A 24,631-nucleotide genomic window follows, 5' to 3' on the forward strand; every position below is an offset into this window, starting at 1 on the left:
ATGGAGTCGTTAATACTAGTTTTAGTTGGTGTATTAGTAGCTGTGGCTACTTACTTAATCCTCTCGAAGCAGTTATTACGTGTCATTTTAGGGACAGCTGTATTATCACATGCAGCGCATTTACTCATTTTAACGATGGGTGGTCTGAAAAAAGGTGATGTGCCACTGCTTGATGAATCAGAAGGTCCTTATACAGATGCACTTCCACAGGCATTAATATTAACAGCGATTGTCATTAGCTTTGCAGTGACGGCGTTCGTGCTCGTTCTCGGCTACCGGGCCTATAAAACGAATGGTTCGGGGAACTTTGATGAATTGAGAGGTACACCGGATGAGTAATATTATAGTTTTACCATTAATCGTGCCAGTCATTACGGCTATTTTATTAGTATTTATGCGAAAGAATATTTTATTACAGCGCATCATCAGCTTATTAACGCTGATCTTTGTCGCGATTATTAGTATTGTACTTTTGATGGAGATTCAGGTGCAAGGTGTGATGCGCATTGATTTTAGTGGCTGGCTACCACCATTTGGGATTTCGTTTGTTGCTGACTCATTTGCTGTATTACTGGTTTTAGTGGCCAATATTGTTGCAGCAATTTGCTTGTTATATGCATTCTTTACGATTGGTGAGCGTTATGAAAAAATGTATTTTTACTCATTTGCCTTACTAATGATAGCAGGGGTGAATGGTTCATTTTTAACTGGCGATATTTTTAACCTGTTCGTGTGTTTCGAAGTGATGCTACTCGCTTCTTACGCCCTTATAACTTTAGGTGGTGAGAAAATCCAGCTACGTGAGGCGTTGAAGTATGTGCTCATTAACATTGTCGCATCGTGGATTTTCTTAGTAGCATTGGCGTTTCTATATGGGACGGTCGGAACTTTGAATATGGCGCATATTTCGGTTCGTGTTATGGAGGCGGGCAATGATCCATTGATAACGACGGTTGCACTTATTTTCTTAATTGTCTTTAGCCTGAAGGCAGGTCTATTATTATTCTTCTGGTTACCAGGTTCATATAGTGTACCTCCGACTGCTATAGCCGCATTATTTGCAGCTCTTTTAACAAAAGTAGGAATTTATGCATTGGTACGTACTTTTACATTGTTATTCACAAATAATACAGAGGTGACACATACAGTCCTCGGTGTTATGGCAGGAATAACAATTATTGCTGGCTGTATGGGGGCACTTGCTGGTCGAGATGTGCGAACAATTGCTTCCTATAATGTTATCATTGGGGTTGGTTTTATAGTAGCAGGTCTTGCAATTGGTACAGAATCTGCCTTACAGGGCGTTACGTTCTATTTAATGCACGATATGGTGGCAAAGGCCATGTTATTTTTAGCAGTTGGCATGATGATATATGTAACTGGTGAGACTAGTCTGGATAAAATGAGTGGGCTTATTCGGAATTATCCAGTATTTGGTTGGATGTTCTTTATAGTAATGTGCTCGCTAGCAGGGATTCCACCACTAAGTGGTTTTTTAGGAAAGGTATTGATTGGACAAGGGGCTATTGAAGGCGGTAACTTTGTGCTATTAGGTCTTGGTTTCTTATCAAGCTTAGTTGTCTTGTATTCATTACTACGTATCTTTTTGGCGTCATTCTTTGGCGAAACAATCATAAGTCTAGAGGATGAAAAGCCATTGCCAAAACGAATAGAGATGCCTGTGATATTGCTGGCAGCTTGTACAATAGCTTTAGGCATTGGGGCAGAGTGGATATCACCATATATTACAGATGCAGCTGACACACTACATACGCCTTCGATATATATAGATGCAGTGTTAGACGGTGCAACATGGCAAGGCGAGGTGAATGAGTAATGGCAATGCAATTTATATTGAACTTATTCATTGCAACACTTTGGTTACTGCTACAGGATGAAATTACACCACAATTTACAACATTTCTAATGGGCTTTATCGTGGGGATGGGTATTTTATATGCGATGCACCGCTTTTATGGTACGCAGTTTTATCTGCGTCGCGTAGTTTCTATTATTAAATTACTATGGCTCTTTAATTGGGAGCTCTTATTATCGAGCTACAGTGTGTTAAGACAAATTACGACACCGAAGTTAAATATTACGCCAGGCATTTTCACGTATAAAACAGAGCTCAAAGGAGACTGGGAAGTAACGGCACTTGCGCTCTTACTAACGCTGACACCTGGATCAGTTGTGATGGAGGTTTCTGAGGAGGGAGATTTGTTCTATATTCATGCTATGGATATTGAACAATCTAAAGATGCTGTCATTCGTTCAATAGGGAAGTTTGAACAAGCAATAATGGAGGTGACACGCTAATGATTGAAAATATTTTACTATTAGCTCTTGCTTTATTTAGTGTATCGATTGCGCTGTCACTGTACCGGGTTATTCGAGGACCATCGATGCCAGACCGTGCTATTGCACTTGATACGATTGGTATCAACCTACTTTCGTCAATCGCCATTGTCTCGATTATCTTACAAACGAAGGCTTATTTGGAGGCAATTCTAATCTTGGGCATATTAGCCTTTATAGGAACAATCGCCTTTACGAAATATATAGAAAGAGGTGTGATTGTTGAACGTAAATCAAATGATTGAATGGACAGCAGCCATCCTCATTCTAATTGGCTCGATTGTTAGTGTTATTAGTGCTTTTGGGATGATTCGCCTGCCTGATGTTTACACGCGTTCGCATGCTGCAACAAAAAGTTCTACATTGTCTGTTTTAACATGTCTATTGGGCACATTTATTTACTTTTGGGTGCATGATGGTTATGTGAGTGTGCGGTTAATTTTAGGAATTATGTTCGTCTTTGTTACGGCTCCTGTAGCAGGACATTTAATATGTCGTGCTGCCTATCGCTCACGAGTACCTTTAGCAGAGGGCTCTGGTGAAGATGAACTGAAGTCCAAACTGTTTTCAGACGAAAAATAAGTAACAGATCTCCCAATTCGGAGGTCTGTTTTTTTAAATTTAGAATTATTTCAAAGCAAGGGAAGTATTGGAATTCACTTAAAGCAGGCATAAATGTTTAAGAGAAGGAAAATAGTATAGTAACGCTAATTTTCTGTAAATGGAGTAATGCAACATTAACGGAAAAATAAAAATAAATTGATTTGTTTGAAAATTTAGTTTACAATATTTTTTAAAAATTTTTAAAGTTAAGCTTGAAAATTATTTTGAAAGAGTATATCTTAATTAGCAGATAGATTTTTTATTCTGCAATGTGAATAAATATCCAATTTGCTATTTTGAAAAATTGGATTCTAATACACATTAAATACAAAGGAGTTTTGAATATGAAGAACAAATTTTGCATACTTATGCTTGTGCTAGTTATTGGTGTACTTGCAGCATGTGGTACAAAAGATGATAAAGCAAGTGATACAGGTTCAAACGCTGGTACAGGAACGGAAGAGAAACAAATAATAAAGGTGGGTACATCTGCAGACTACGCACCATTTGAATATGTTGATGCTGCAAAAGGTGAAGAAATTATTGGTTTTGATATTGATTTAATTAAATTAGTCGGTGAAAAAATTGGTGTAGAAATGCAAGTTCAAGATATGGATTTCAACAGCCTAGTGCCAGCTTTACAAGCAGGTAAAATTGATATTGTTATTTCTGGGATGACACCAAATGAAGACCGTGAAAAAGTTGTAGATTTCTCAGATAAATACAATCAAACAGAGCAAGTGATCGTTGTGAAAAAGGATAGCGGCATTAAAAAGGAAGCTGATTTAGCTGGTAAAAAAATTGGTGTACAAACAGCTTCGATTCAAGAAAATTTAGGAAACGCCATTGCAAAAAAAGTAGATGTAGCAGTAGAAGGACGTACGCGTATTCCTGAGATTATTCAAGACATGATGTCTAAGCGTTTAGATGGAGCAATTCTAGAAGGAGGCGTAGCGAAAGGTTATCTGAAATCGAATGATAAATTAGCAGCGTTTCCAGTAGAAGAACAACCTGAAGACTTTAAAGCAATTGCTGTTCAAAAAGGTAGTGACCTAAAAGATAAAATTAACCAAGCTTTAAAAGAATTAGCGGATGAAGGTAAAATTCAAGAGCTTGAAGAAAAATGGTTAGAAAAAGCTGAATAATACAATTGAAATGCGATAGCTCTATATAGGGCTATCGCTTGTACTTTTCATGTTAACTAAATTCAATCCAATTTTAAGATTTAATCGATAAAAAGAAAGGAGGGAACGCTGTGAATTTGGATTTTACAGCTATAATTCCCTCTATTCCTTACATATTAAAAGGAATAGGTGTTACACTTCAAATTACTATTGGTGCAACCATCATTGGTTTTATAGTAGGTATTTTATTAGCACTATGCAAAATTGGTAAGATTACAGCTCTTCGCTGGTTTGCCGATATTTATACGTCCATTTTCCGTGGGACACCGCTTGTCCTACAATTAATGATTATTTACTATGCAGTACCACAATTATTAGACATTCAGATTGACCCTGTACCAACCGCAATTATTGCTTTTGGTTTAAACTCTTCTGCATATATCTCTGAAATTATTCGTGCTGGCATTAATGCAGTCGATAAAGGACAGCAGGAGGCAGCAATGGCGCTTGGCGTACCTTACACAAAAATGATGAAGGACATTATTATTCCCCAAGCACTGAAAAATATTTTACCTTCATTAATGAATGAATTCATAACATTAAATAAAGAATCAGCAGTTGTAACAGTTATTAGTGCGCTTGATATTATGCGCCGTGCCTATATAGTTGGTGGAGCAACATATCGTTATCTTGAGCCATTATTAGTTGCTGGTTTAATCTACTATATTATGACGCTTGTTTTAACGTTCCTTGGTAAACGAATCGAGAAAGGAATGAGAAAAAGTGATTAAAATTGAAGATTTACACAAATCATATGGACAAAATGAAGTATTAAAAGGCATTTCTACAGGGGTAAAGGAAAAGGAAGTTATCGCAATTATCGGTCCCTCAGGCTCTGGGAAATCTACATTTCTTCGTTGCTTGAACCTATTAGAAGAGCCGACAAGTGGGACAATAACAATTGCTGGTGATGAGTTAACTAGTAAAGGGACAAACATTATGAAAGTGCGCGAAGAAGTCGGTATGGTATTTCAGCATTTTCATCTATTCCCACATAAAACGGTGCTTGAAAATTTAACGTACGCGCCAATTAACGTTAAAGGCATAGATAAGGCGACAGCAACGAAAAAAGCTGAAGATTTACTGACGCAGGTTGGCCTTTTTGAAAAGCGGAACGAATATCCAAGTCGTCTATCTGGAGGTCAAAAACAACGTGTTGCAATCGCTAGAGCACTTGCAATGGATCCAAAGGTAATGTTATTTGACGAGCCAACTTCAGCACTTGATCCAGAGATGGTAAAAGAGGTATTGGCTGTTATGAAAAACCTAGCAGATACAGGCATGACGATGTTAATCGTCACACATGAAATGGGCTTTGCACGTGAAGTAGCAGATCGTATTTTATTCCTGGATGGTGGTAAACTGATTGAGGATGCATCACCTGAAGAGTTTTTCTCGGCACCATCCACAAAGCGTGCAAAAGATTTCTTAGAAAAAGTACTATAAATCTATTTCAGGAATTCCCTATAGAGGCATAAAACGCATTTAGACTTGCTTATGAGAGCAGCTAAATGCGTTTTTTCATTGTTGATGATGCTTAATGTCCACAGTAGGTATATCAAATTGTTCTTCTAATACCTCAAGATTAAAGAGCTCCTCTATATGATATGTGCCTGATGGATGCTTTTGTTCAAGCATTTTCCGGGCGACTAATGCCGCTATTTTTGCCGTAACTAAGGATTCATCATTTTCAACAAAGGTTAACGATACTGAAATTTCTTCTTGCTGTTTTTTGCCGGTAGCTTCAATTTTGAGAGCACATATAGAAGAACCAATCTTCGTCTTTTGAATAAGAGACGCAAGAATATTCTTCAGCCATTGCCATTTCAATACTATGGAAAGACGACTCTTTTGTATTAAGGATACAAGTAGATTGAGCCATTCAACATCAAATCCCAGCCTAGTAATGATACGACTAGAGGGTAAATGTTTAGATAGTATATGTTGATCAGAAAAATTAAATTGATACAAGCTACGATTACCTATACCCATAAAGTCTACTACACGTTTATTGGTAAAATTAGTTATTTCTTGTTTGTCATTTTGATGAGCGATGGTGTAGCTGTTATTTAATTGATTTAAAATCCAATGAATGGCAGTTGCACCATGGGAATCTCCTGCGCCAAGTAAAATAGAAATATGAAGTTTCTCCAGCGAGGAAAATTGTTGGGCTACATGCATGGCCATTAAATTTGTCAGTCCCGGAGCTAAACCCACACTAAGAACTGCTGTAGTGTTGTGTTTAACAGCTAGAGGATTGAGCAACTCTAACTTCTGCAAAAAGGAGTAGCTTGCTGAAATATCGATATACTTAATGCCTTCTTGGAGACAAAGTGCAGCAAATTGAGTGTTTTCTTGCTCTAAGCACATGATGACAAGGGCTATGTTGGTTAATTGATGACCATTGATTGCCTTCGTAACATCAAGTTGAATAGGCGTAGCTAAATTATTTTGCTGTGCACAAAATTGTCTAGCTTTTTCTATGCTTCTACCAGCGATCCATACTCTATTTTGGTATTTTGGAAGTAGTAATTTCGCAATTTTCCCACCGACTTCTCCATAACCGCCTACAATTAAAATATTTTCTTTGTGCATTTAAAAACCTCTTTTAGCATCTTCTTTAATAGCAACTAAAGCATCAATCATATGTGATTTAAAGTAAGGAATCACTGTCGGAAATCCAACTTCTTGTAATAAGTTAACAAGGGTTTCCATATCAATTGGATGGGTAGTCATGCCAAATGATTGCTCAAAGCGTTGCCAATCATCTTGAGAAATGCCATTTTGGCGCATCGAACTTTGCCAATAGCTTAGCTGTTGTTTAAAAGTAAGTGCAGTTAAATCAGCATTAATGGAGGATAGGAATAAAACAGAGCCATCCTTTAAATTTTCTGCGATTTTTTTTAGCAAAGCTTTCTTTTCATCAAAGTCTTCAATAAAATGCAACACTAAATGACAGGTAGCTATATCGAATGGCTCATCAATCTTTAGTGAAAGTAAATCTGTTGGATACCACTCCACATTGAGTGGAACATTTAACTGATTAATATGCTGTTCGGCTAATTGCAACATTGAGCTTGAAGTATCTACTGCTATAAATTTAGTGGATGGGAATGTGCTGCCTAGCGTTAAAAGCTCCTGCCCACCCCCTGCACCAACGATGAGCATGCGATCTGTACATGGGTGATTTTGAAGCATATTTGTCATTACATCATATATTAGGTCGTAGCCTATAATTTTTTGGCGAATGGTTTGTTGATATGTGTAAACAGTTGGATTATGCCAATTTTGCAATTGTTCCTTCATAAAATGACCTCCTAAAAATTTTTATTTCACAGCACGTGTATCGAACTGTATTTCTTCATGTGTACTCTTGTACAATATCATTAAGAACTATTCTCAATTATAGTTTGTTATCGAAAATGTACTATCCCATAAATCTGGGGGGCCTTGCCTCCTACGGTAAGCGTAAGTGACAAGGCGGCCCTGTACCAAGAAAATGGTTGAGTGCCAAATGTTGAAACGAATTATAAGTGATTTAATTTTGGATGTATTGGAGAGGAGGGATAAGTTGATGAAAGATATACAGTATTGGCGTAGAAAATCGAAACAATGTTTAAAGGAAAGTCAGAGTTCATTTACGTACAGACAATCGATGATTGAAGTGCTTCAACAGCATGTGAATTTTGATGCATACTGTTGTACATTAACAGATTGCCATACGCTTTTTTCAGTAGGTGCAGTAACAGAGCATTCAGTAGAAGCTATTCATCATAAAATAATGTCTTTAGAGTATGATTCGACAGATATAAACAACTATGAATATTTGGTACAAAGTGGACAGCTAATAGGCAGATTAAGTGACGCTATCAATAATCATTTATCGCAAAGTATTCGCTTTATAGAGGTACTTCAACCAAATGGTTTTAGTGATGAAATAAGAGCTGCACTGATGTTTCAAGGACAATGCTACGGCTTTTTAACGCTCTTTAAAAAAGCTAATAATACACAACCATTGTTTCAAGATGCAGAACTGGCACAAGTAACAATGCTGATTTCAGTGATGGGGGAGGCATTAAAGGCGTATCATCATTTTATTATTGAGGAGCGGATTCTTTATGAAGATGGTGAAAAAGGCATTATTATTTTTGATAAGGAATTAAGTGTTATTTCCATCAATACCAAGGCTTCAAAAATGCTATCAATTTTAAGAAAAAATGAACGATTAACACAATGTCAAATACCTAAACCTATACAAGCGATTTGTGCGAAGCTCTTGGCTGACAAATTGAATGCTAATACATCGTTACTAGTACCAATCAAAGATACGGGTTATATTGCCATTCGGGCGTCCTTTGTGATGACAAGTAGCAATGAAAAGCAGTTAGCTATATTTTTAAATGAAGCCTCTTCTAAAGAAATGTTAGCCTTTTTAATTACTGCCTATAATCTTACTTCGAGAGAGAAGGAGGTAGTATTTGAAGTGATTAAAGGTATTCCAACAAAAGAGATTGCCCACAATCTTGCTATTTCAAACTACACGGTACAGGATCATTTAAAGCTTATATTTCAAAAAGTTAATGTTTCAAACCGCAATGAATTAGTATGGAAAATATTTTCACGATTTCAATTAGATTGTTAAATGGAAAATAAGTTTAGATTAGAAGTGGATAAACTCAATCCAGTTACATTTTGTGTACAAGCGCTTAATGTTCAATTCACAATTTGCACGTCAGGCGGTAACAGAAGTACTTACAATGAAGTTTTCACACATACCAAGTAGTCACGGGGCTTTCTTTGAGATTCAAGAAGCCCTATAGGCGAGGACTATAAGCTGGAATAAGTTGCCGATAATTGGAAGAAAAAAGCAAATGATGTGTAAATGATTGCATCCCGTCCCGGGAAATATGTTAAAACTAACTTCAAAGTCACTTCCTCAGATAGTCTTTTTCTGCAACCTATTGGATTTTCGGAGTATGTACTTACAATCAGGTTGGTTTTTGCTTATAATAGTAGATGCAGAAGATTTTCTGAATAACTAGCCACGAAGTGAGCGATTGCGATTGAAAAAATTATTATACTTAGGTTTTTTTCTTGTCTTTATAGTCATTTTTTTGTACGTAAACAATCACTGGCTGGTTGTAAGTGAGCATGTATTCGAATCCGAAAAGGTACCAGAAAGCTTTGATGGGCTACGTATTGTGCAAGTATCAGATTTACATGATGCCCTCTTTGGTGACAATCAAGAGAGGTTGATAGCAAAGGTTAAAGCGACGCAGCCAGACGTCATTTTTATTACAGGAGATGTCATAGATAGCAATCGCTTTGATTTGGAGCAGAGTTTGCAAGCAGTGCGAGGGCTAATTGAATTAGCGGATGTTTATTATGTACTAGGAAACCATGAAGTAGCGACGAATAAGGTTAGTGAAATTTATGAGGCGCTATCATCGGTAGGTGTACATGTGATGGCCAATGAATCGACCGTATTAGAGCGCAACGGGGAGCGCTTAGCGATTGTTGGCATTGAGGATCCACTAATGGGTAGATCGACAGAAGAAATGCTGGAGATTGCGACAACTTATGTGCCGCAAGATATGTTTAAGCTGTTACTGGCTCATCGACCTGAAGTATTTAATGTGTATGTGACAAGCGGTATCGACTTGGCGTTCACTGGGCATGCGCACGGTGGACAAATACGTATTCCTGGGCTTGGTGGACTTGTTGCACCAGGGCAGGGCATGCTTCCGAAATATACAGCCGGTATTTACGAGGGACAGGAGACAAAAATGGTTGTAAGTCGAGGATTAGGCAATAGCTCGGTGCCATATCGGATATTTAATTTACCCGAAATTGTCGTAATGGAATTAAAGACAGTAAAGAGGTAGTCTCAGGATGAGACTACCTCTTTTCAGATGACGACAAAAGGTATTCGGTATGATCACATGCCGAATACCTTTTGACATTTTATCAGAAATATTCGTTACAAATAGCCCCTATTAACGGCAGTAGTACGCTACGAGCGACGTTTTCTACCATTTTTGGAGGTTTGTGCTTTGTCCGTTATCTTTTACAGAGTAGCCACTCTAAGGGTCTGGTCGTGCTCACCTTGATATTTTTCGTCATCTATCCATCACCTCAATCATTTATAGACGTACACGAGTTGATGGGAGCGCAGGCGGCGACTTCTGCGGGAATAGCATGAGCTGAAGGCCCCGCAGGAGCCTAGCGACGAGGAGACTGAAGCCATGCCCGCGAAAAGCGTCCGCCGAAGCGGAAATCAACGGGTTCATATAGATATTTCTCTTTTACTTGAGAATTTAACACTCAATGCAATGAGCTTTTGCCTATTGAACAGCACTCTCTATTTGCTTGTGCTCCAAGCGTTTGACAAGGTAAATGCTTATTTCATATAAAATAAGCATCGGAATTAATACAAGCAGCTGACTAATGAAATCGGGTGGTGTAATGACGGCAGAGCCCACGCCCATGGCGATATAGGACCAACCGCGTATTTTTTTCATGGAGTCAGCAGTTAATAGCCCAATGGATGATAAAAAGATTGCCACAATAGGCAATTCAAATAATAGACCAAGTGGCACTGTTGTCATAATTAAAAAATGCATATATTCGCTCGCCGATACCATGACATTGAAGTTAGCTGCACCAATGCTAACTAAAAAAGAATAGCTGAGTGGATTAACGACAAAATAGCCGAACGCAACACCTAAAACGAAAAGCAAAAACATAACAGGTGCATACAACCCAAGAAATCGGCTCTCGTCTTCCTTTAAACCTGGTTTAACAAAACTCCAAAGAAAGTGAACGAAAAATGGCATGGATAGTCCAAGTGCCAGTGTTGTGGAAATCGTCATATAAAATTTAACGACCTCAAGTGGACCTAAAATGACAAGCGAATGTCCACGGGTCACATATGGAAACCAAAAATTAATGGTCGAAAACACGACAATAAAAAATAATATAAATACAACGAGTGCTTTGATGATTTGCTTACGTAGTTCTGTAATATGCTCAAGCAAAGAGTCCACAGGAATGAGGGGCTCCTTCTTAACGATTTCCTGTGCAGTTGTAATGGTTGGAATTTCAATAGAGGCCTCCACAGATACGGGAGGCTCGCCTTGTTCTTTATCAAGCGGACTTAAGTATTTTCTCTCTTCATATGGATCCATAGGAACACCTCCTACGAAACGTCAGATTTTTTTTCTACCTTTTTTGTTGGTTCATCATCGTCATCGATTAAGCCTTTTGTAGACTTTTTAAACTCTGCAAAAGTTTTACCAACTGCACCACCAATTTCAGGTAACTTTTTCGGGCCAAAAACGATTAATACAATAACCAAAATGATAATTAAGCCAGGAACACCAATTGCACCAAGACCTCCCATAAGTCACGCCTCCTCTTAAATGTAATGTTAAAAATGTTTGACGAAAACGCTTTGAATCTTCAACATGGCCACCGTTTTGTACCACAATTGTGGCATGTCAAAAGATATTGACCGCGTAAGACGAGCTTAAACCAAAGACCCACCAGATTTGCTGTAGTTAATAATTCCTTCTGCACAACGATAGGCTAGCGCACCTAATGTACCTGTTGGATTATAGCCGCCATTATGTGGGAAGTTTCCGGCACTAACAGCGAAAAGATTCTCTACGTCCCAATGCTGTAGATAGTTATTGACAACGCCGTTTTCTGGCGTTGAACTCATAACTGTTCCCCCTGTATTATGTGTCGTTTGATATGGCACAATATTGTAATCTGTAATCTCAGCACTTGGCACAATTGTTTTTGCGCCCATTTCTTTCATAATGTCAGCGGCACGTGCTGAGATAAATTTATGAAGTGCGCGATCCTGTTTAGTAAAGTTGTAAGTTAACTGCATTAATGGCAAACCATAAGCGTCCTTGTATACCGTATCCAGGGACATATAGTTTTCTTTATGTGGCATAGAAGCACCTTGTGCACCAATCCCGAATGAACGCGTATAGTAATAAATCGATTGCTTCTTAAACTCTGGTCCCCATGTTGGTGTATCGGGAGGAGTTGGGTTTGAACCAATAGGACGAGTACCGGTTTGTGTTAATGCAATAGTTCCACCATGTATGAAATCTAATTCACTATGGTCGAAGTTGTCACCATTATAGTCGTCTACTGTCATACCAAGAGAGCCTGCACCCATAAATGTATTGTATTGCTCATCAAAGAATCCAGCAGCACCCGGTAAAATTTGATAACAATAGTTTCGGCCCAATGTTCCTTTTCCTGTTATTGGATCATATGGTTGTCCAATGTTGGCCATCATTAATAATTTTGCGTTATTAAAGACATAGCTTGTTAATACAACGACATTAGCAGGTTGAATAAATTCTTCACCAGATATAGTATCGATATATTTGACACCGGTTACTTTGTTCCCTTGCTTTAAAATTTCAACAACATTGGAATTAAAGCGTAGGTCGAAGTTTCCTGTTTTTAAAGCAGTCGGCACAACTGTAATTTCTGCTGAAGATTTTGCGCCATACTCACATCCGAAACGTTCACAGAATCCGCAATATTGACAGGCGTTAATCGTTTCACCATCAGGATTTTTATAGACTTCTGATACGTTAGCAGAAGGAACCATATAAGGTGATAATTTTAAATTTTTTGTTGCTTTTTCAAATTGCTCTAGCATTGGCGTCATTTTCATAGGAGGTGTTGGAAAAGAATTAGCTCGCTTCCCTGCAAAGGGATTCTTATCTTCCCCTGAAATGCCTGCCGTTTTTTCAAATTTATCGAAATAGGGCTCTAGTTGATCGTATGTTAATGCCCAATCCTGTAGTAAATAATCGGGTCCTAATTTATTTGGACCATAGCGTTCGTCAGTCAGTGTTTTAATCTGAAAATCATACGGCAAAAAACGATAAGACATACCGTTCCAGTGCGTCCCAGACCCTCCCAGACCCTCTCCAAGTAAAAAGGAACCAAGCTGGCGCATTGGTAAAGCTCTCATGTTACGGTTATTACGGAATGATATAGTCTCCTTGGAAAGGTTTTGCATGAGGTCATATCGAATTGCATAACGATACTCATCGTGGACATTCAAATAATCTTCAGTTCCACGTTTTTGCCCACGTTCCAAACCTACAACCTTTAGGCCAGCTTTTGAGCACTCCGCAGCAACAATGCCTCCAGTCCACCCTACACCGACTGTTACAACGTCTACACTTGGTAATGTTGTCACCATCTATAAAACCCCCTAGTGGTTGCCTAATGGATTAGGCTCAATTTTTTGGAACTTCGTATCTTCAATTTGTGTAATAAAAGCCATCTGATGTCCAGGGAAGCCTTTCATACGCCAGCCAGCCATATCTCGATTCCCACCATACATTGGATCTGCATAAGCGCCCTCTAATGTAGCCGCACGTAGTAAAGCAAAGAAGAATGCAGATGTGACACCGCTCATCTGAACTTCGCCTTTCTGGAAAGCAGTTAAAATTTCGTCCATTTGTTTGCCATCTAAGTCGTTAAAACTTTTTTTGAACCGATTTTGTGCTTCGGTCTCTATTTTTTGAATACCTTGCTTAAAGATTTCTGAGCGCGTTAAGCGACTTTGATAGCCCTGTGTCGGTGCACCTTCACCGAATGGGCCATGCATATATTCCTTGGAATTACTGCCATATTGTCCGGCTAATTGATGATCAATAAAATAGGGTACGTCTAAACCAATCGCACCTGGACCTAAATCATCTTCTGGAAATATGCGTTCTGTAGCATTCGATAAAACACTAAAATCTCGTTCGTTCATGAAAAACATTTTAGCTTTAGGTGTTCCAGTAGCTTCATGTGTAGTTCCATTACCATGATCTAAAGTGGAAGTCCCTTTGCCGTTCATGTTATAGCCTACGAGCCCACCTATTAATCCACCACCGACTAATGTACCAGCAGCAATACCTGTTGTTTTTAAAAAGTCACGACGTGAAACATGATTGTCAGTACTCATATAGATACTCCCCTCAAGAATATATAGATTATGTTCTATCATTTATAATCAGCAAAAAAAGTAAATAATAATCAATTTCACATGGGAAAAGTTTTAATTTTATCCAGTAGAAGAAAACCAATTTAAAGTACAATTACGAGGAGATAGAAAATTGCTAATACCTCGGTTATTTTAGGGGATTACATAAATAACATTTTTTATGTTACGTAATGTTTAATCTATAATTGAAATTAAAAGATGATAGATAAAAAATATATGAGAAGAGAATACTAATTAGAAATTAAAGAGGTACCTAAACGTTTGCATAGTGTCGCTAATAATAAAGAATTAGTTACTGGCATATACTTGCAGGTAGTAACAAGAGAATTTTATTTTGGACTTTTTTTCCTTTTGTGGTAACGTTTAAGTATATTGAAATAGGTAACATATAGATAATTTAGTGGCTTCTAATAGAAGAAATATTATTGCTGTAATCAATGCGATGACTTATCATGTGAGTTACCAAAAAAGGGGATTAGTCTGTTGAACATATACTTTACTATTTTATTAGGTGTACTTTTATTATTCATAGGTTTTATACTATTGGGCTTTTTTATGAAAAGGAAGGACATAAACAAAACAAAAGATGACATTATTAAATTGATGGAAAAGAACCCTGAAATGTGGTCAATGTCAGTAATCCAAAATGATAATGAAATAATTACCTACAACAAAGATAAAATTATACCTTTAGCAAGTACCGTGAAAATTTTATACGCTGTTGCATTCATTAATGCCGTACGTAATAAATTTTTAAACCCAGATGAATTAGTCCCAGTTAAAGAAGTTGATTCACTTTATTTAAAAAACACAGATGGAAACGCTCATAATCTATGGAAAGAAAATGAACATATAGGTAGTGAAGTTACATTAAAAGAAATTGCAAAAGGAATGATGAAATATAGTTCGAATGCTTGTACTGACTTTATATATTACAGATTAGGAAAAGACAAAATTGATGCAGTAATAAAAGAGTATTCGTTGTTACAACAAACAGAAATCTACCCCATTAATTCAGCAATTTTAATTCCTAGTTATCTTTATATAGCGGAGAAAGTACCGAAAAAAAATATTGCTCAAACTATTAAAGACATGCCAATTAGTCATTTTAATTTATTAGCTACTGAACTGTTAAACAAAATTATTAAAGGCGAAGCAAATAGATTCATCGAAAATTTGCATATGATGTCTACAATGAAAGTTCAAAGAGAGCTAACAAAAAAACTCCCTGCAGCTTCAAGTTCTGATTATGCAAAATTAATGTATCAATTAGGGAAATCAGAAAAATTAACTACAGTAGATAAACAGTTATTGGATGATTTGATGGGGTTTACAGACTATGAAAAGAGTGGTAAACGCCTATGGTATAAAGGGGGGGCTACATTATTTGTCTTAACTTCCGCGGGTTTTAGAAGTAATGATTCTGAGAATATATCTTTTTCTTTTTTTATTGAAGATATGAGCGCTTTAGAGACTATTTGGATTGAAAAAAAATATAATGAATTTATTAAGGCTTTTTTAGAAGATAATCTATTCAGAACAAAGATACTAAATGTCATCGATGAAATTAATAATAAAAATGCTTAAATTTGTTTTTATTATTCTGTAATATCGTGGACTGTCGGTTTAAAAATTCCAGATTAATGAATACGTCATTAATATTATGTATGACAGTTTGTTTTATTTAGCAGAAAAAATGAAATGTGTACCGAAGCCCTTTCACTCGAGTCTAAGCTACCGGTACACATCACATAAATATGATCAACGAGTCTAATACGTCTTGATGAGTGTCATTCTAGGAAACAGAGAAAGCGTTGTTCCAAGTTGTCGAGGGATTTATCCTTCATTAACCCCACCTCAAGTTGAAAGATGACAACGAGTTAACTAGATGGCTGATCGTAAATGCCCGATCAGTTCAACAACAATCAGTGTGGGATGAAGAAAACCCCCACTAATTGAAGTCTCACTTTATTTTTATAATTTTCAACGTTGCCCAAAATATTCGGCACCTGTCCCCGATTGAACATCACTTAATATCCGTGAAAAAGAAAATCACCCTGTTCTTTATTCTTCAACTAGTGGCTTCTTGCATGGCAGTGAGCAACTGTTCTGTAGCGATGAGGCATTCGCCACCGCCTTGAACCATTTGCTCGCTACCACCGCCTTTTCCATTAATAAGCGGAAGTACATGTGTGGCGATGTCTTTCATGTTTTTTTCCACTTGTGCGCCTCGTGCTGCGACAAATTGTAGCTTGTCTTCATTTTCGGAAGCAAGTAGTGCGATTACTTCTGAACGTTCAGCCACAATGAATCGGGCTAATTTTTGAAGCTCTTGCACAGTACGATGACGAAAGGCGGCCGTAATGATATAGGCGTTGCTTGCAGCTAATGCTTTCGCTTCGAAGGCAAGCAGTTCTTCCCGTGCAGCGATGAGTGCCTTTTCAGTACCCTTCTGTGTTACTAATAGTTTCGTGAGAGCGTTTGCTGCGTCAACTTCAGGAACGCTCAGTTGCCGCGCAACATCAGCCAGTACAGTTTTGCGCATTGCCAACTCTGTCAATACACGTTGCCCACAGACGAAAGTGACACGCACATTGCCCTTCATTTTTTCGGTGCCAAGAATTTTAATAGCGTTGACTTGCCCTGTAGAGCTTGGATGCGTACCGCCACAACCGTTGTAATCATAATCAGGAATGATGACAAGACGAATATCACCTGTGACTGCAACCTCTTTTCGTAAGTTGTAATCTACAAGTTCTTTCTCTGTAATCCATTTCGTCTCAATCGGGCGGTTTTCTAAAATAATTTCATTTGCTCTCGCTTCGGCCGCAACAAGCTGCTCATCTGTCAAAACGTCGACGGCAATATCGATTGTGACCTGCTCACTTCCTAAGTGAAAGCTTACCGTTTGTGCATCAAATAATTCTACAAATGCTGCAGTTAAAATATGTTGACCAGCGTGCTGTTGCATATGATCGAAGCGTCGGTGCCAGTTCAATTTGCCATGAACTACACCTGTTAAAGCTGAAGCTTCGCACGTTATATAATGTCGGATTTCATCGTCAATTTTCTCGACATCAACGACCTCAATGTTGTTTAAGGTGCCAGTATCATGTGGTTGCCCACCACCTGTAGGATAAAAGGCAGTATTTGAAAGTACAACGTATTGACGGCCGTCTGTCTCAGTGCCTGTCCCTGCAATTGTTGCGTCAAATTCACGTAGCATCGCATCTTGATAATATAGTAGCTCTTTCACTGTAAAAAGCCTCCTTTATGTAAGTCATATAGTGTTCATTTTTGGGCAGAAAAACTACTCATGGCAAGGCTTATGGCAAAAGAGGGCTGATAAGTTACTGTATAAACTCTTTTAATCCAACTAGCCACCAAGGGCTAAGCAAAGCCTGCTACTGGGCGTTTCACTTTATTGTGGCATAATTGCTTAAAGGTGTATACGGGTTTTCTAGTTGACCCATGCTGAAATTGATTTATTATATAAAAGAACAGGTAAAGACAAAGGAGCTAGCACAAATGAATATTACACAATTTTCAATGGAAGAAATTTTAGATCCGACGAATATTATTGACGGTAAACGCTTTGAGTTCATTTTAGATGTTGAAATTGATGAAGAAGATGAGCTATACCATGAGGCAGGCATCGAGCTTCGTGTACTAATTGGTGAAAAAGATAGTGAGCCATTTATATTAAATTATTTCATCATGGAAAAAGCGAAGGGCGAGTATTTAGACTTCGCACTTGAGGATGATGAGTTAGAAGAGATTTTAACGTTCTGTAAGGAAGAAATAACAAAAACCTAAATGCAATAGGAAGGCAGGTAAGGAAAACGAATCGTTTTTCTCTACCTGCCTTTTTGTTCTTCACAAAAGTTGGTGGGATACCATGCCACTAAGTAATTGTGCCATCTATATATATGGGTGAACTTACTGTACTCATACGAAGCAGAAGGGGTCTACCAACTTTTCAATTTAAGAATTTTTTAAGTTTGATGACATATTAACGTTGTCTTTGTAGGTTATGCTTGATAAAAAACGGGGATGTTAAACGGAGGGCACTGGAAAATTTTTAGTGTGCTCTTTTAAACAAAAGAGGTGCATGTATGTCAATTTATACAAATTCCATTTTGGTGGCAACGTTGATAACGATACTATTGTCATTTGTGTTATTTGTGCCATGGCTCATTTATACGTATCGCAAATATAATTTCTTGTCACTATCAAAAACAATCATTATGTTTTCATTTATTTTTTATTTTTTAGCGGCCTTATGCTTAGTGTTGTTGCCGTTTCCGGAAACACGTGATACCTGCTCACTACAATCAGCAGACACTGTCCATTATAATTTACGTCCGTTTCAATTCATTGCAGATATTATGAAAGATAGTGGTATTGTGCTGACAAGTCCGGCGACATGGCTCTATTTAACTAAACAGCCGGCATTTTTCCAAGCATTCTTTAACTTTTTATTGCTGATGCCATTTGGCGTTTACTTGCGATATTTTTTAAGAAATCGTAAGTACTGGAAACGTGCATTTATGTTCAGCTTTTTGTTAACATTGTTTTATGAGACAACACAAGTAACAGGTATTTATGGCATCTTTAATTGTGCGTATCGTATTTTTGATGTGGATGATTTAATGCTTAATAGTGTAGGCGCACTTTTTGGCTTCTTATTAGCGCCAATCGTGTGGGCTTTGTTTCCAACACAGGAGGCAGTCGAGGCAAAAGCTGCAGAAGTAGAGAAAAAAGATATTGTTAAGCCCTTATCTATTTTATTAGCTCTTGTACTAGACGTGTGTATGGCTCAGATTATATGGCTCATAGTAGGTGCTGTATTTAGTACTAGTGATATTTTTGAATTTATTGTAAAAATAGTTTTATATACACTGATTTTTGGTGTTGTACCGAGTGTCACACGAGGTGCAACGATTGGTATGAGGGTTATGCGTTTTATGATGACAAGCAGCGACAATACAAAAGACATAGTCGTGCAGTCTTGGCGCCGTTGTGTAGCCATTATAGCGACATTCACTATTTTTGAGATTATTCATATACTAAGCCAAATTAAATTAGATATGGATTCACCTTTTTATGTACTGCAAATTGTGTTAACAATAGTAACTTTTATAACAGCGTTCTCTTTAAGGCTAGTTATCACCGTACACGTTGTCCGAGTTATTGTGAGTGGAGGAAAACGCCGATTGTATATTGACGAATATGCAGACTTAGTAGCGACGAGAAAAAAATAAGGGGGTCTTGTACATGAAATACGTAATTATCGGGGGAGATGCGGCTGGAATGTCAGCGGCAATGGAGATTTATCGGAATGTACCGGGGGCAGAGATTACCTCCTTAGAACGTGGATTTATATACTCATATGGGCAATGTGGATTGCCTTATGTTGTAGATGGGCGTATTTCATCGACAAAACGTCTGATCGCTAGAGATGTAGAAACATTCCGTGATAAATATGGCATTGATGCACGCGTTGGGCATGAGGTGGAACAAATTGATGTAGATAAACAGCTTGTTTTGGGTACACAAGCTTCCGGAGAGCCGTTCGAGATAGCATACGATAAGCTGCTTATTGCAACGGGAGCTAATCCTACTATGCCTGTGAAAAAAGGAGCAGATTTAGCGGGCGTACACACCGTAAAAACAATTCCACAACTTGAGGATTTACTGTCAGATTTAACACCTGATATTGAACATGTGACAATCATGGGTGGGGGCTATATCGGACTTGAAATGGCAGAAACCATACATGCTTGTGGCAAAAAGGTGCGTCTTATTCAACGCGGCAGTCATGTTGCAAAAATCCTAGATGAAGAGCTAGCGCAGCATGTACATGATGAAGCAAAAAAGCAGGACATTGAGCTATTGTTAAATACAACCGTGCAGGCGTTTGAGGGCAATGGGCGAGTAGAACGTGTTGTGACAGAGGCTGAGGCGTTGGATACTGATTTAGTGATTGTTGCCACAGGTATTAAACCAAATACGCAATTTTTAGAGGGGACAGGAATTGCACTTGCTAAAAATGGTGCAGTTATCGTGAATCGTCATCTAGAAACTTCTGTTGAAAATATTTATGCCGCAGGTGATTGCGCGACGCATTTCAACATTGTTAAGGAACGCTTAGATTATATACCACTTGGAACAACCGCGAATAAGCAGGGGCGACTAGCAGGCTTGAATATGGCTGGGAAATTTGCGCCATTCCGTGGTATTGTCGGTACGTCTATTGTGAAGTTTTTTAATTTATCAGTAGGAACAACGGGTATTAATGAACGCATGGCAAAAAAGCTTGGCTATGAATATGAAGCATATAAATTATCAGCGCGTCATATCGCAGGCTATTATCCAGGGGCTCAACGACTGTATATTAAAATTGTTGTACGGAAGCGAGATCAGCAGCTACTTGGTGCACAAATTGTGGGACCAGCAGGAGTCGATAAACGTATCGATGTCTTTGCGACAGCGTTATACAACAAAATGACCTTACCTGATTTACTAGATTTAGATTTAGCATATGCACCACCATACAATGGCGTATGGGATCCACTACAGCAGGCCGCAAGAATGAATGGGCGGTTGTAGTTATCATGGCGCGTTATACGGGTATAAGTTTTGAAGGATTCATGCACAATTTTGTGTGTGGATCTTTTTTTAGTGTTCTCGGAAAGTTAGGCGATAAATTTTAAAAGTACGTCGATAAAATTCAAAAGTTAGGCGATAAAATTCTAAAACGTTGAGATAAATTGTTTTTGATTTAAGGTTGATGTAAGCTTGCGACAATTTTGCTGTAAGTTTGGGGTCGTATACTGTAATCAGAAGGAAGAGGTGAGCGTATATGACGCCATTATTAAAAGTACAAAATGTAGGGAAAAGATATGGCAAGGGCGCGAATACATTTACTGCGCTATCGAATATAACATTTCAAGTAGAAAAAGGTGAGTTTGTGGGTGTAATGGGGCCTTCGGGTGCCGGAAAATCCACTTTGCTAAATGTATTAGCGACAATTGATACACCAACGACAGGCGATATTGTCATAGGTGATGTAAATTTAGCACGCATGAAAGATACAGAGCTCGCAGATTTTCGTCGAGACAATCTAGGATTTATCTTCCAAGACTATAATTTGCTCGATTCTCTGACGGTGCGTGAAAATATAGTACTACCACTAGCAATTGCGAAGATACCAACGAAGGAAATAAACGAAAGAGTCAATCGTATAGCTGAGTTGTTTGGCATTCGTGATTTGCTCGATAAATATCCGTACCAAATTTCTGGTGGACAAAAACAACGTACAGCATCATCACGTGCATTAGTAACGGAACCAAAGCTTATCTTTGCAGACGAACCAACGGGTGCATTGGATTCAAAATCAGCGACAGATTTATTAGAAAGTTTGAGTGATTTAAATCAAACACAGGCCTCAACAATTATGATGGTTACACATGATGCATTTGCGGCAAGTTTCTGCCAACGTATTTTATTCATCCAGGATGGGCAACTTTCAAAAGAAATTCATCGTGGTACACAAACAAGAAAGCAGTTTTTCCAAGAGATTTTACAGGTGCTTTCTAGCATCGGGGGTGGAGTAAATGACGTTATTTAGCTTAGCCCGCAAAAATATACAGCGTAATTTGTCTAATTACTTTTTATATATTGCCTCGATGGTATTTAGTATCGTCATTTACTTCACATTTGTGACATTAAAATATAATGATGATATTTCAGCGTTAAAAGGATCATCGCAGCAAATTAAAGGGTTGATGAGTGCATCATCAGTTGTACTATTATTCTTTATTGTAATTTTTATTGCATATTCGAATTCGTTTTTTATGAAGAAGCGGAAAAAAGAGGTGGCGCTCTATTCGTTACTAGGTGTGCGTAAACAAAAAATTGGCCTAATGCTCTTTTTTGAGAATTTAGTTATTGGGCTGGTATCACTAGTGCTAGGCATTGTCATTGGATTCTTTATGTCGAAGGTTCTACTTACAATCTTGGTACGCCTCATGGGTTACGAGGTCGTAGCGAATTTAACGTTTTCAGCTGAAGCAGTGCTTAATACTGCAGGGATTTTTGCACTGTTGTTCTTATTTACATCATTACAGGGATACCGAGTTATTTATCAGTTTAAGCTGATTGATTTATTCCATGCAGAGAAGCAGGGAGAGAAAATTCCACGTGCTTCATTCGTAGCGGCTATACTTGGGACGGCGCTCATTGCATTTGGCTATTATACAGCGGCTTCGGATATTTTCACGAGTCCAATTTGGCGTTTATTCACAGTACTTGGTACGCCGCTTATGGTTATTGGGGTAACAATTGCGGGAACATATTTACTGTTCCATAGTGTCAGCGTATTTGTCCTTACAGCACTGAAAAAGGCAACGTCTTGGTCATGGAAAGGCTTGAATTTAATTGGCGTATCGCAACTATTGTATCGTATTCGAGCAAATGCAAAATCGCTGTCGATCATTGCGATATTGAGTGCAACGACTATTACAGCAGGTGGTGGCGTTTTTGGAATGTATTACAATACAGAAGCATCAGTACGCCAAATGTTACCAAATACGTTCATGTGGAAAGGCGAGTCTGTAGAGTTTTCGCAAAAGAATGTGCTGTACAATGAATCACTTACTGCGAAAAGCTTACGTGTTGATAATGAATTTGCGTATTTTGAATATACATTATTGAAGGAATCTGATTACAATCGTTTAGCCCAATTGCAGGGAATAGACCGCAAGTTACAAATTGCAGATGGTTCGACAATTTTACTGGATGCTAGTTATGATGAACGTTTTTCACATGATTTTACAGGTGAAAAATTTAAATTGGCAAACGGAGATTCCTTCCATGTCGATGAAATGTATACAGATAGTGTGTTAAACTTTATTGCAGCTGGTACGGTTCTTGTGGTCAATGACAAGGAGTTTGCAGCAGCAAATGCAGACAATATTAAGTTGCAGGTAGTGGGCATGGACAATGACTTAAAGCAATTGGACGTGTCTAATGAAATCTACGAACAGCTTCCAACAGATCAACAAGAGGGATTTTCAAGCGTACCGCAAAGTTATAAAGACAGTTTAGCTACAGTTGGCTCACTGCTATTTGTAGGAAGCTTTTTAGGGCTCGTATTCCTAGCAGCTACTGGAAGCATCATTTACTTTAAAATTTTAACTGAAGCGGAAGAAGATCAGGCAAAATATGCAATTTTAAATAAAATTGGTGTCAACAGCAAGCAAATATTGAAAACTGTTGCAGGGCAGGTTGCCGTGATATTTGGAGCTCCACTCGTTGTGGGCATCGTGCATAGTTCATTTGCGCTGATAGCCTTTTCAAAGTTATTCAATATGGATATGACCAAGCCGGTTATTCTATGGATGGTCGCATATTCAGCAATCTATGGTTTATATTATATCTTTACAGTACGATCATTTTATAAAATTGTGAAACAGGAGGCCAAATAAAATGAAAAAGGTTTTCTTTGGTATTGGAGCATTGTTTATATTGTTCGTGGCAGGTCTAATAGTGCTTATGACAGTTGATTTTAACCGTTTAAATAAAGACACATATTATGTTCATATTACTTCTGATGGTGAATTAGAGGAGTATAAGGCGAGTAACGGAGAGATTTTCGAGTCGTATTGGTACGAGCTTCCAGCTTTTAATGACAAGGGCGACGAAACGACACTGAAGTTTTCTGCGCAGAAAAATTTACGTCATGATGCCTATTTGAAGCTTTACGTGAAAAAAGAAAACGAAGTAACGTCATATGATGAAGTAAAGTTTGAAGATATGCCTGCAAAGGTGCAAAAACTACTAAAATAAAAACTAGCAAGGAGGTGTCTCAGAATTAATTACTGAGACACCTCCTTTCAGACTGAAGACAAACTCTGTTTTTTGAGTTTGTCTTCAGTCTTTTTTCTTTTCAAATAGAAGTATCTATATGAAGCCGTTGATTTCTGCTACGGCAGACGCTTTTCGCGGGCATGGCTTCAGTGTCCTCGTCGCTACGCTTCTGCGGGGCCTTCAGCTCATGCTATTCCCGCAGAAGTCGCCGCCAGCGCTCCAATCAACTAGTGGACGTCTATCAGTGAAAATTATGAACGTCGCTTTCAAAACTCAGCTATATTTGAACAGATTTTCTATCGCATCTTAAAAGAAATTACGGATTAAGGATTATGAGTCCTGACCATGTCTTTATTGATTCGACACATGTGAAAGTGGGTGCAAACAAGCTTAAATTTGAAAAGAAAATCGTGCGCAAGGAAACGCGTGCATATGAGGCAAAACGTCAAGAAGAGCTGAATCAAGAGCGAGTGGACCCATGGAAAATTGAACGTGTATTTGCTACCTTGAATTTGAAGAAGCTAGCTAATTGGATAGTAGAAAATAGTTGATCGTAGCGTACTACTGTCGTTAATAG

Annotated in this window: 24 protein-coding genes and 1 pseudogene; 18 read left to right on the forward strand and 7 right to left on the reverse strand. The window is 38.1% G+C overall.

Annotation, left to right across the window (positions count from 1 at the left end; translation table 11 throughout):
* The 8 genes from ACOMCU_RS20840 to ACOMCU_RS20875 all read left to right on the forward strand — a co-directional run bounded on the left by ACOMCU_RS20840 (position 1) and on the right by ACOMCU_RS20875 (position 5,591).
* On the forward strand, positions 1-339 hold the full coding sequence (locus ACOMCU_RS20840; RefSeq protein WP_010857573.1) for a Na(+)/H(+) antiporter subunit C: 339 nt from the start codon (positions 1-3) through the stop codon (positions 337-339).
* Positions 332-1,837, forward strand: coding sequence for a Na+/H+ antiporter subunit D (locus ACOMCU_RS20845; protein ID WP_010857574.1), 1,506 nt, complete (start codon positions 332-334; stop codon positions 1,835-1,837). The genes ACOMCU_RS20840 and ACOMCU_RS20845 overlap by 8 nt, the downstream gene beginning before the upstream one ends.
* Entirely contained in the window at positions 1,837-2,319 is a 483-nt protein-coding gene (locus tag ACOMCU_RS20850; protein WP_010857575.1) for a Na+/H+ antiporter subunit E, read from the forward strand. The genes ACOMCU_RS20845 and ACOMCU_RS20850 overlap by 1 nt, the downstream gene beginning before the upstream one ends.
* The gene (locus ACOMCU_RS20855; RefSeq protein ID WP_010857576.1) at positions 2,319-2,603 is read left to right on the forward strand and encodes a Na(+)/H(+) antiporter subunit F1; all 285 of its coding nucleotides are present in this window, start codon (positions 2,319-2,321) and stop codon (positions 2,601-2,603) included. Before ACOMCU_RS20850 ends, ACOMCU_RS20855 begins: the two co-directional genes overlap by 1 nt.
* Positions 2,581-2,940 (forward strand): Na+/H+ antiporter subunit G, encoded by a 360-nt coding sequence (locus tag ACOMCU_RS20860; RefSeq protein ID WP_010857577.1) that lies wholly within the window; start codon positions 2,581-2,583, stop codon positions 2,938-2,940. Before ACOMCU_RS20855 ends, ACOMCU_RS20860 begins: the two co-directional genes overlap by 23 nt.
* A 365-nt stretch (positions 2,941-3,305) precedes the next feature.
* Positions 3,306-4,106 carry a transporter substrate-binding domain-containing protein gene (locus ACOMCU_RS20865; protein ID WP_421051273.1) on the forward strand — a complete coding sequence of 267 codons (801 nt, stop codon included), beginning with the start codon at positions 3,306-3,308 and terminating at the stop codon, positions 4,104-4,106.
* A gap of 110 nt (positions 4,107-4,216) precedes the next feature.
* Complete coding sequence (locus ACOMCU_RS20870) at positions 4,217-4,876, forward strand: amino acid ABC transporter permease (RefSeq protein WP_010857579.1); 660 nt, start codon at positions 4,217-4,219, stop codon at positions 4,874-4,876.
* Positions 4,869-5,591 carry an amino acid ABC transporter ATP-binding protein gene (locus ACOMCU_RS20875; protein ID WP_010857580.1) on the forward strand — a complete coding sequence of 241 codons (723 nt, stop codon included), beginning with the start codon at positions 4,869-4,871 and terminating at the stop codon, positions 5,589-5,591. Before ACOMCU_RS20870 ends, ACOMCU_RS20875 begins: the two co-directional genes overlap by 8 nt.
* 75 nt (positions 5,592-5,666) lie before the next feature.
* On the opposite strand, the gene ACOMCU_RS20880 is transcribed toward ACOMCU_RS20875, so the two are convergent.
* Together ACOMCU_RS20880 and ACOMCU_RS20885 are read right to left on the reverse strand one after the other, a co-directional pair.
* Positions 5,667-6,740, reverse strand: a complete 1,074-nt coding sequence (locus tag ACOMCU_RS20880) for a saccharopine dehydrogenase NADP-binding domain-containing protein (protein WP_421051274.1) — start codon at positions 6,738-6,740, stop codon at positions 5,667-5,669.
* Positions 6,741-7,451, reverse strand: coding sequence for a class I SAM-dependent methyltransferase (locus tag ACOMCU_RS20885; RefSeq protein WP_010857582.1), 711 nt, complete (start codon positions 7,449-7,451; stop codon positions 6,741-6,743).
* 268 nt (positions 7,452-7,719) lie between these two features.
* On the opposite strand from ACOMCU_RS20885, the gene ACOMCU_RS20890 reads away from it, so the two are divergent.
* On the forward strand, positions 7,720-8,787 hold the full coding sequence (locus ACOMCU_RS20890) for a helix-turn-helix transcriptional regulator (RefSeq protein ID WP_421051275.1): 1,068 nt from the start codon (positions 7,720-7,722) through the stop codon (positions 8,785-8,787).
* A 421-nt stretch (positions 8,788-9,208) separates the two neighbouring features.
* On the forward strand, positions 9,209-10,030 hold the full coding sequence (locus ACOMCU_RS20895; RefSeq protein WP_421051277.1) for a metallophosphoesterase: 822 nt from the start codon (positions 9,209-9,211) through the stop codon (positions 10,028-10,030).
* A 459-nt stretch (positions 10,031-10,489) separates the two neighbouring features.
* Here ACOMCU_RS20895 and tatC read toward each other — a convergent pair whose 3' ends face one another.
* The 4 genes from tatC to ACOMCU_RS20915 all read right to left on the reverse strand — a co-directional run bounded on the left by tatC (position 10,490) and on the right by ACOMCU_RS20915 (position 14,142).
* The gene (gene tatC / locus ACOMCU_RS20900) at positions 10,490-11,332 is read right to left on the reverse strand and encodes a twin-arginine translocase subunit TatC (protein ID WP_421051278.1); all 843 of its coding nucleotides are present in this window, start codon (positions 11,330-11,332) and stop codon (positions 10,490-10,492) included.
* Between the two features lie 11 nt (positions 11,333-11,343).
* Entirely contained in the window at positions 11,344-11,547 is a 204-nt protein-coding gene (gene tatA / locus ACOMCU_RS20905) for a twin-arginine translocase TatA/TatE family subunit (RefSeq protein WP_010857586.1), read from the reverse strand.
* Positions 11,548-11,673: 126 nt separating this feature from the next.
* Positions 11,674-13,386: a GMC family oxidoreductase gene (locus tag ACOMCU_RS20910; RefSeq protein ID WP_010857587.1), complete on the reverse strand. Its 1,713-nt coding sequence runs from the start codon at positions 13,384-13,386 to the stop codon at positions 11,674-11,676.
* 12 nt (positions 13,387-13,398) lie between these two features.
* Positions 13,399-14,142, reverse strand: a complete 744-nt coding sequence (locus ACOMCU_RS20915) for a gluconate 2-dehydrogenase subunit 3 family protein (RefSeq protein WP_010857588.1) — start codon at positions 14,140-14,142, stop codon at positions 13,399-13,401.
* A 522-nt stretch (positions 14,143-14,664) separates the two neighbouring features.
* On the opposite strand from ACOMCU_RS20915, the gene ACOMCU_RS20920 reads away from it, so the two are divergent.
* Positions 14,665-15,768, forward strand: a complete 1,104-nt coding sequence (locus ACOMCU_RS20920) for a serine hydrolase (RefSeq protein ID WP_421051279.1) — start codon at positions 14,665-14,667, stop codon at positions 15,766-15,768.
* Positions 15,769-16,252: 484 nt separating this feature from the next.
* On the opposite strand, the gene ACOMCU_RS20925 is transcribed toward ACOMCU_RS20920, so the two are convergent.
* Entirely contained in the window at positions 16,253-17,437 is a 1,185-nt protein-coding gene (locus ACOMCU_RS20925) for a serine-tRNA(Ala) deacylase AlaX (RefSeq protein WP_010857590.1), read from the reverse strand.
* A gap of 272 nt (positions 17,438-17,709) precedes the next feature.
* Between ACOMCU_RS20925 and ACOMCU_RS20930 the strand changes: the two genes are divergently transcribed.
* The 7 genes and pseudogenes from ACOMCU_RS20930 to ACOMCU_RS20960 all read left to right on the forward strand — a co-directional run.
* On the forward strand, positions 17,710-17,997 hold the full coding sequence (locus ACOMCU_RS20930; protein WP_421051280.1) for a DUF6509 family protein: 288 nt from the start codon (positions 17,710-17,712) through the stop codon (positions 17,995-17,997).
* Positions 17,998-18,296: 299 nt separating this feature from the next.
* Positions 18,297-19,445, forward strand: coding sequence for a VanZ family protein (locus tag ACOMCU_RS20935; RefSeq protein WP_421051281.1), 1,149 nt, complete (start codon positions 18,297-18,299; stop codon positions 19,443-19,445).
* Positions 19,446-19,458: 13 nt separating this feature from the next.
* On the forward strand, positions 19,459-20,793 hold the full coding sequence (locus tag ACOMCU_RS20940) for an FAD-dependent oxidoreductase (protein WP_421051282.1): 1,335 nt from the start codon (positions 19,459-19,461) through the stop codon (positions 20,791-20,793).
* Between the two features lie 253 nt (positions 20,794-21,046).
* The gene (locus ACOMCU_RS20945) at positions 21,047-21,814 is read left to right on the forward strand and encodes an ABC transporter ATP-binding protein (protein WP_421051283.1); all 768 of its coding nucleotides are present in this window, start codon (positions 21,047-21,049) and stop codon (positions 21,812-21,814) included.
* Positions 21,801-23,672, forward strand: a complete 1,872-nt coding sequence (locus tag ACOMCU_RS20950; RefSeq protein ID WP_421051284.1) for an FtsX-like permease family protein — start codon at positions 21,801-21,803, stop codon at positions 23,670-23,672. Before ACOMCU_RS20945 ends, ACOMCU_RS20950 begins: the two co-directional genes overlap by 14 nt.
* A 1-nt stretch (position 23,673) precedes the next feature.
* Positions 23,674-24,033: a YxeA family protein gene (locus tag ACOMCU_RS20955; RefSeq protein WP_010857596.1), complete on the forward strand. Its 360-nt coding sequence runs from the start codon at positions 23,674-23,676 to the stop codon at positions 24,031-24,033.
* A 252-nt stretch (positions 24,034-24,285) separates the two neighbouring features.
* Positions 24,286-24,539, forward strand: a pseudogene (locus tag ACOMCU_RS20960) (IS5/IS1182 family transposase); the annotation flags it as partial.
* Positions 24,540-24,631 lie beyond the last annotated feature (92 nt).

It is taken from the genome of Lysinibacillus sp. UGB7, from assembly GCF_049058285.1.
Lineage (GTDB): Bacteria > Bacillota > Bacilli > Bacillales_A > Planococcaceae > Lysinibacillus > Lysinibacillus sphaericus_B.